The 6790-nt window shown below is 64.3% G+C and carries 8 protein-coding genes and 1 tRNA gene; 3 read left to right on the top strand and 6 right to left on the bottom strand.

All coding sequences use genetic code 11. The features are described 5' to 3' along the window. The 6 genes from VFB18_RS15060 to VFB18_RS15035 all read right to left on the bottom strand — a co-directional run. Positions 1-1493: FAD-dependent oxidoreductase (locus VFB18_RS15060; RefSeq protein WP_324977114.1), on the bottom strand; the 1493-nt coding region annotated here is incomplete at its 3' end. 53 nt (positions 1494-1546) lie between these two features. Continuing rightward, positions 1547-2266, bottom strand: a complete 720-nt coding sequence (locus VFB18_RS15055; RefSeq protein ID WP_324977111.1) for a cytochrome c biogenesis CcdA family protein — start codon at positions 2264-2266, stop codon at positions 1547-1549. A gap of 27 nt (positions 2267-2293) precedes the next feature. Then, positions 2294-2689, bottom strand: coding sequence for a thioredoxin family protein (locus VFB18_RS15050; protein ID WP_324977109.1), 396 nt, complete (start codon positions 2687-2689; stop codon positions 2294-2296). Positions 2690-2796: 107 nt separating this feature from the next. Further along, positions 2797-3306, bottom strand: coding sequence for a disulfide bond formation protein B (locus VFB18_RS15045; protein ID WP_324977107.1), 510 nt, complete (start codon positions 3304-3306; stop codon positions 2797-2799). Position 3307: 1 nt separating this feature from the next. Then, on the bottom strand, positions 3308-3889 hold the full coding sequence (locus VFB18_RS15040; RefSeq protein WP_324977104.1) for a YqaA family protein: 582 nt from the start codon (positions 3887-3889) through the stop codon (positions 3308-3310). 55 nt (positions 3890-3944) lie between these two features. Beyond that, positions 3945-4328: a hypothetical protein gene (locus tag VFB18_RS15035; protein WP_324977101.1), complete on the bottom strand. Its 384-nt coding sequence runs from the start codon at positions 4326-4328 to the stop codon at positions 3945-3947. Positions 4329-4433: 105 nt separating this feature from the next. Between VFB18_RS15035 and VFB18_RS15030 the strand changes: the two genes are divergently transcribed. From VFB18_RS15030 to VFB18_RS15020, 3 genes are all read left to right on the top strand, one after another. After that, positions 4434-4519: transfer RNA gene (locus VFB18_RS15030), tRNA-Leu, on the top strand. A 430-nt stretch (positions 4520-4949) separates the two neighbouring features. Beyond that, positions 4950-5168 carry a hypothetical protein gene (locus tag VFB18_RS15025; RefSeq protein ID WP_324977098.1) on the top strand — a complete coding sequence of 73 codons (219 nt, stop codon included), beginning with the start codon at positions 4950-4952 and terminating at the stop codon, positions 5166-5168. Between the two features lie 132 nt (positions 5169-5300). Further along, positions 5301-6164, top strand: a complete 864-nt coding sequence (locus tag VFB18_RS15020; RefSeq protein ID WP_324977095.1) for a hypothetical protein — start codon at positions 5301-5303, stop codon at positions 6162-6164. Positions 6165-6790: the final 626 nt, after the last annotated feature.

The following is a 6790-nucleotide window of genomic DNA, read 5'->3' as shown; positions in this document are numbered from 1 at the left end:
GAAAGCGGTTTGATGGCCGGGCCGGCGAGGACGTCCCCATTCAACTCGAAACGCGAGCCGTGGCAGGGACAATCCCAGGTGCGGTCGACCTCGTTCCAGCCGACGATGCAGCCCATGTGAGTGCAGGTCGCCGAGACTGCGTGCACCCGTCCGTGCTCGTCTTTGAAGGCGGCGATCTTCTCACCCTCGATCTTGAGGACGGCAGCCTCGCCGCGCCCGAGGGCGTCGAATACCTTCGGCTTCTGCCTGAGGTGACCGCCAAGGAGACTGGCAGCGACGCCGGCGTTCTTGGCAACGAATTTCGCGCCGCCGGCGACCGGTTTGATCCGCCTCGCATCGAAAACCTCGATGAAGCGGTTCTCCTGTCCCGCGGCGAGATCGGCCAGCATCATGCCCGCGGCCGTTCCATTGCTGAGACCCCAGGCGCCGAAGCCTGTCGCGACCAGATATCGATCTCCGCGTGAGGCGGACCACCCCACAAACGGAGCGCCGTCGATCGATTGGTAGTCCTCGTTCACCCACCGATAGGCGATCGAACCGGCATCGAAATTTCCGATCAGCCACCGTTCGATCTCATCGAAGGACCTGCACTCCTCCTCGGTGTCGCCCGGCTTGAAGCTCGGGCCGGCCACGATCGCATATATTTGGCCGTCCTGGTTACGCGTGCGGATCGAATGGCTGGGCTGCTCGGCGCTGATATACATGCCGTCTGGCACGCGACCGATCGGCGCTACGACCACCGGCTCGGCATGGGCATGGGCCTCGCTATAGAAGCCTCCGATCTTCCCGAGCGGGAGATTGGTCGCCATCACCACCTGCTTTGCCGCGATTCTCCCCTCGTCGGTCGCGAGCTCGGTCGGGCTCCAATCGATGACCCGGCTCCATTCGAAGACATGGCAACCGTTGCCGGGGATGGTTTTGGCGAGGCCCGCCACATATTTCGTCGGATGGAACTGCGCCTGGCCGTCGAAACGCATCGCGCCGCGCACCTCGAAAGGAAGTCCGGTGTCGCGCGTGAAATGCGCGGGAAGTCCGAATCCGCGCGCGATCTCCACCTCTTCCTCGATGTTGCGGACGTAGTTCTCATCGCAGGTGTAGACATAGGCAGCTTTGGTCTCGAGCTCGCAATCGATCCCGTACCGCGCGACGAGTTCTCTGATCTTTCCGATCCCGGCCTCTTGCGCTTCGGCGTAAAGCCGCGCGCCATTCTCGCCGAACTTTCTCTTGAGCGTGCGATAGATCAGTCTGTGTTGCGAGGTCACCTTGGCCGTGGATTTGCCGGTAACCTGGCGCCCCACCCGGCGCGCCTCGACCACCGCGACGGTCATGCCGAGATCTTTCAAGGCCCGCGCGGTCGTGGCCCCGACGATGCCGCCGCCGACGATTGCCACGTCGACGGTGACATTGCCTTTGAGCCGGGGAAATTGCGGAGCTTCGGCGGTTGCGTTCCAGTAGGAACGCGCCTCCGCGTGCGGGGGTCGTGTATCGGGCATTGGGCCTCCATGGCCCCCGCGATACCAAACCCGTTTGAGCGCAATGCGTTCCGCTAGAACTTCGTCGTGAGCTCCGTGAGCCAGGCCGGCGAGGCATCGACCAGCACGGTTTCGAGCCGCTTGTCGAGGCCGGTCGCGACGAGAAGCCCGACCGCGACGAGCAGGCCTCCGAGCAGCATCTTGCCGCCTTTGCCGGCCTCGACCAGCCGCCCGCGCATGCGCATCATGGCCTCGCGCGAGATAAAGCCGAGCGCCATCAAGGGAAGGGCCGCGCCGATGCCGAAGGCGAACATGGTGAGAGCGACTTGCCCGAGATTCTCGCCCTTGGCGGCAAGGAGCGAGGCCGCGCCGAGCGTCGGCCCGACACACGGACTCCATACCGCGCCGAGCAGAAGCCCGAGCCCGAACTGGCCCCACAGCCCGTTCGTGGCGAAGCCTCCGAGCCGTTCATCGACAAAGTTGCCGACCGGGCTCGCCGCCAGCGCGAATTCCGCCTGAAGCTTCGGCACGAGCAGCACAAGGCCGATGCCGATGAGAAGCACCGCCGAGATCGTGCGGAACAAATCGGTGTCGAGGCCCGCGGCAAACCCGATGGTCGCCACGAACAGGCCGATGGCCACGAACGATAACGCAAGTCCGATGGCGAGCGCGATCGGACCGAGCCTATGCTCGCTCGCCGCCGTGCCGAGCACGATGGGAAGAAGCGGCAGCACGCACGGCGACAGCACCGTGAGGATGCCGGCGAGAAAGGCCAATCCGAGCGTCGCGATCATCGAACGGCTCCGCTCATGGAGAGTCTGCTAGAGCGCGCTCTTCACCAGCTCCGCGATCGAGGCGGGGTTGGTATCGCCGACCGAGCGCGCCGTCTCCTTCTCGCCCTTGAACGCGATCAGCGTGCTTTGCTGAGTTGCCTTCAGCGCGCGCACCTCGGCCTTTTGCGTGTCGAAATCGATCTTGAACACCACGAGGTCCTTGAACTCCGGCTCGCGCGTGAGCTGGGTGAGGATGGGATTTTGCGCGCGGCAGATCGGGCACCAGGCGGCAAAGATATCGACGAGGATCGATTTGCCGTTCTTCTGGGCCGCTGCGAACTCGGCTTGCGTGAACGGCTTCCACTCCGCGGCGGACGCCGGCAGTGAGCCGAGCAGAACGGAGATGACGAGACCGGCAAGAAGGAGAGTGCGACGGGCGAGCATGATGGCGCCATCCTTTGCGAGCGAATGAACCGGAATCCGCTATAGCAGCGCGCCCGCGCCGCGAGCCAATCACTCTCGCTTGAAGGTCCCGTGAGGCGAGGCGCCGCTTAGCGCCTATGGGCTGCGCCCCACAGCGCTGCGCCGGCAAGGAAGACCGAGACCAATGCGTCCCAGCCGGCGAAGGAAAGGCCGAGGAAGCGGAACGAGGCCTCGTCGCAGCGGATCACCGGCGTATCGACGACACCGCCCTGCCCCCACTGCAAATCGAAGGCGCCGGTGCATTCGGTCGGGCCCGGCCACCATTTCCATTCGACCCCGGCATGGAACACGGCGAGCCCAACATTGGCGAGAAAGGCGAGCGCAATCGCGGCGAGCAGGATGCGCGCGGCGCCCGGGTTCTCCCCGCGCACGAGCAGCACCGCGAGCGCCGCGACCGGAATCGCGAAATAATAGGCGTAGCGTTCCTCGAGGCAGAGCGGGCAGGGCACATAGCCGCCGAGATGCTCGAAGCCGAGCGCGGTGAGAATGGTCGCAAGCGCGACGACAAGCACGAGCGCCGCGGCGTGCAACACGTTGCGCGGCGGCTTGGCAATGATCGGTCGACCGGTTGCGTCCATTTCAGAAGGCATATTTGGCGATCAGGAACCCGCCGATGATAGCGGCGAGGAAGCCGGTGGTGACGAGCGTCAGCCGCTTCTCGACGAACGCGCGGATCGGCTCGCCGAAATGGCGCAACAGTTCCGCCTCGAGAAAGAAGCGCGCGCCGCGCGTGATGAGCGACAGCACGACGAACATGAAGAAGTCATAGCCGGCGAAACCCGAGGCGATGGTGACGATCTTGTAGGGGATCGGCGTCATGCCCTTGATGAGGATGATCCACGCCCCCCATTCGGCATAAGCCGCGCGGAAGGCCTCGACGCCTTCGCCATAGCCATAGACCGAGATCAGCCAATGGCCGACCGTGTCGTACAGAAAGGCTCCAATGGCGTAACCCAGCATGCCGCCGAGCACCGAAGCGATGGTGCAGACGAGCGCGTAAAGCCTCGCCTTGTGCGGCTGCGCCAGCGCCATCGGCACGAGCACGACGTCGGGCGGAATGGGGAAGAACGAGCTTTCGGCGAAAGAAACCGCGGCGAGCGTCGGCAGCGCCTTGGGACTCTCCGAGAGCGCGATCACCTTGTCGTAGAGGCGCTGCAGCATCGGGATTGCTTAGCCGGACGCTGGCCCTTTGTCCATGAGCCCTGCATCGCCGGGATCACGGCAGCGGCTCGCATTTCCGATATTTTGCGCCGGCCCACTCGATTTCGCCGTCGCTCAGCACGATCAGCTTGCGGCGCCAAGTCTCTTTGGGGCCGTCGATGCACTGGCACGAGGCCACGATGGCATATTCGCTCTTGCCGGATTTTTTGACGGACCTGACCTTGCAGCCGCACTCGCCGCCCGAGCCCCAGCCCCGCCCATCCTGGTCGATGACGATGTAACCGCCTTCGGTCTCCGCCTTATAGTCGTCGCAGCCTTTGGCCTCGACGTCGCCCCACGGACCGGTGATGGGAAGCGTCTCGGCGCCAAGAGCCGCTGCGCGCGGCAAGCCGACAACAAGCAGAGCGGTGAGGATCACGCCAAGGGGCTTGCACAGCATAAAACTTGCTTAGCCGGAGGCCCTGTCATTGTCCATTCGCGCGTCCAGCCGCGCCGGAAGGCAGCGGTTGACCGCGCCGCTGGCTTATCCCATGTTCCGGCCGAAGCCCCAGTGGCGGAATGGTAGACGCGGCAGACTCAAAATCTGTTGTCGGCAACGACGTGCTGGTTCGAGTCCGGCCTGGGGCACCACTTCATCGCGTCAAATCCGCAACAGGCGAAGCATTAAGGCAAACCGGCGGTATCATAGCCGGCCGCGCAATGGTAACCTCAAGGCGAACCGGCTGGGGGTTATGCCAAAGCTCACCGCCTTTCCACTGCTTCTCACTCTGACCATGCTCTTGGCGGCCGGCTATGCGCTTGGCTGGCCGAGCCGAGAGGCCCAAGCCCAACAGGGGCAACAGTTCGACCCGGGCGGGCCTCCGCCGCGACGAGGCCTGACCTTGAGGGACGTTTGGGGACCGCCGAAGATGCCGGCCGAGCCGAAAGACTTCGGTCCGCATTTCGACTTTCCGGCTGGAGGGTCCGAAAACCTGACATGCGGTCCTCAGGGGGCTCAATATTTCTGCGGCGCGCCGTCAGAGGCCCCCTACGCTCATTAGCCCCGGCAACGATGCGCGCGGTGCTCTTCTTGATCCTGACCATCGGAGGCGCGAACTCCGCCGCCTTCGCAGACGTGATCCACTGCTATTGCCACGGCGCCGACGCGTGCGCCCAACTCCGCAACAGCGGCCGATGCACCGCCGCCATGTTCTGTCGCGGCGGCACCTGCTCCTGCGCCTGCCGCGTCCCGGGCGGTACCATCAAGCTGCCGTCCGGCGCGACCATCAAAGCCCAATAATCCTGACTGCCGACGTCTTCGGCTTCCCGCCCCGCCCCGCGGCGCCTCTTAACCGGATGGAGGCGATGACAGCGCGGCGGCGCGGAAGTACACTCTGAGCGCGGGTAGGGCTAGCCTTCCGACGGAGGTACCATGCGCGCCAAACTGGCCTCTCGCCCGGCAACGCTCCTGCTGGCGCTGTCGGCCCTCGCAATTTCAACCCTCAACTCTGTCGAACCGGCCGGCGCTCTCGACCGCCTGCTCATGCTCGGCGAAATTCCGCTCAGGAACTGGCTCGACGATACTTGCAATGCGATCGACAAGATGAACGCGGACGAGTTGGAAGCCCGCCGAAAACGCATCGTCAATCTTCAGAATGAGGCGCGGTCCAACGTCGACAGCCTCGCGGAGACGTTGGCTAAGGCCATGACCAACTACGAGAACGCTTTGCCGGAAACACGGGCTACGGCCAAAGCGATTCAGGACAGAGCCTACGAGCTCCTCCTTGATGCCAAGAAGACAGAGTGGACGCTGAACGAAAAAGTGCCCGTCTTGATGCGATGCATCGCGACGAGGAAGGCCGACCTCCAAGGCCCGTCGCTGCCCGTGCCGGTCACGCCCATTCAGTGCCGCCTCGACTTGTCCAGTATGCCCAAGGTCGGCGGCAAGTTCGTCGGCAAGCTGACATTAAAGATCGCAACGGACGTCAACACGCCGTGCGAGATCAACTTTGCCACTTTGTTGGCGGTCGGTCTGACTGGCACGACAAACAGCGCGTTAAATAGCCAGATCGCCAATGCGATCAGCGACGTCCGACTGGAAGAGCAGCCGAGCCGCGGCAGCGCCTCTTGGCAGGATCCCGTGCTTACCTACACGCCCCCCGAGGATTATAAAGGCTTCGACAGGTTCACGATGTCCCAGGCACGACGAACGGCCGTCGAAGGCGAAACGGTCCTGACCGGCGGCCGCGACATCGTGACGATCGATGTCGACGTCCAAGAACAACCCGCCCAATAGGGCCGATAGCGGACTGATCGACGGGCATCGGTTTTCATTATTATCATTCGGGCGGAGGTGAGGCGCCACAGGCGCCGCCTGGACCCGGTTTCCCCGCCGCACGCTTGAGCGACAAATCGAAAAGCTCGGCACCGACGCTATCGTCGAGCTTCCCGGAGATGGCATCACAGCCGGAGAGAGTGAGGGAGATCTTGCCGCCGCCCTGCAAACGCTCGATGCCACTGTTGCCGCACGGCGCGAAGGTCGCGGTGAAAGCTTGGCCCCCGGCCGTGCCATTGAAGGAAACGCTCGCCGCGATATCCGAAAAGGCGGCGCTGCCGCTCAGCGTATCGCCGCTTTGGGCGATGCTGAGTTCGGTCCCCAGGTCATCACGCCAGTTTCCGGCGAACCCGCACTCTTGGCCGCTCTGTGCGCCCCCCCCTTGACCCAGAGGCGGTGGCGGCGGGGTCGCAGGTTGAGCTACAGTTGGAGGGACGGCAGGCGAGGCCGGGGGCGGAGCCGGAAGGGCCGCCGGTTGATCGACCGGCGGGGCTACGGGAGGACCGGCTAGAGGTTCGACGCAAACGACTCGCATCAAGGCGCCGCAGCCGCCTTTGATTTGGCAAAACTGGCTTGAGCCGACCACC

It is taken from the genome of Methyloceanibacter sp. (assembly GCF_035650995.1).
GTDB lineage: Bacteria > Pseudomonadota > Alphaproteobacteria > Rhizobiales > Methyloligellaceae > Methyloceanibacter.
Note: the sequence above shows the minus strand (reverse complement) of the source record. Positions and strands in the feature narration are given on the sequence as shown.

Coding starts and splice junctions, on each gene's coding strand:
- VFB18_RS15055 (WP_324977111.1), bottom strand. CDS start 2,266: ATGATCGCGACGCTCGGATTGGCCTTTCTCGCCGGCATCCTCACGGTG.
- VFB18_RS15050 (WP_324977109.1), bottom strand. CDS start 2,689: ATGCTCGCCCGTCGCACTCTCCTTCTTGCCGGTCTCGTCATCTCCGTT.
- VFB18_RS15045 (WP_324977107.1), bottom strand. CDS start 3,306: ATGGACGCAACCGGTCGACCGATCATTGCCAAGCCGCCGCGCAACGTG.
- VFB18_RS15040 (WP_324977104.1), bottom strand. CDS start 3,889: ATGCTGCAGCGCCTCTACGACAAGGTGATCGCGCTCTCGGAGAGTCCC.
- VFB18_RS15035 (WP_324977101.1), bottom strand. CDS start 4,328: ATGCTGTGCAAGCCCCTTGGCGTGATCCTCACCGCTCTGCTTGTTGTC.
- VFB18_RS15020 (WP_324977095.1), top strand. CDS start 5,301: ATGCGCGCCAAACTGGCCTCTCGCCCGGCAACGCTCCTGCTGGCGCTG.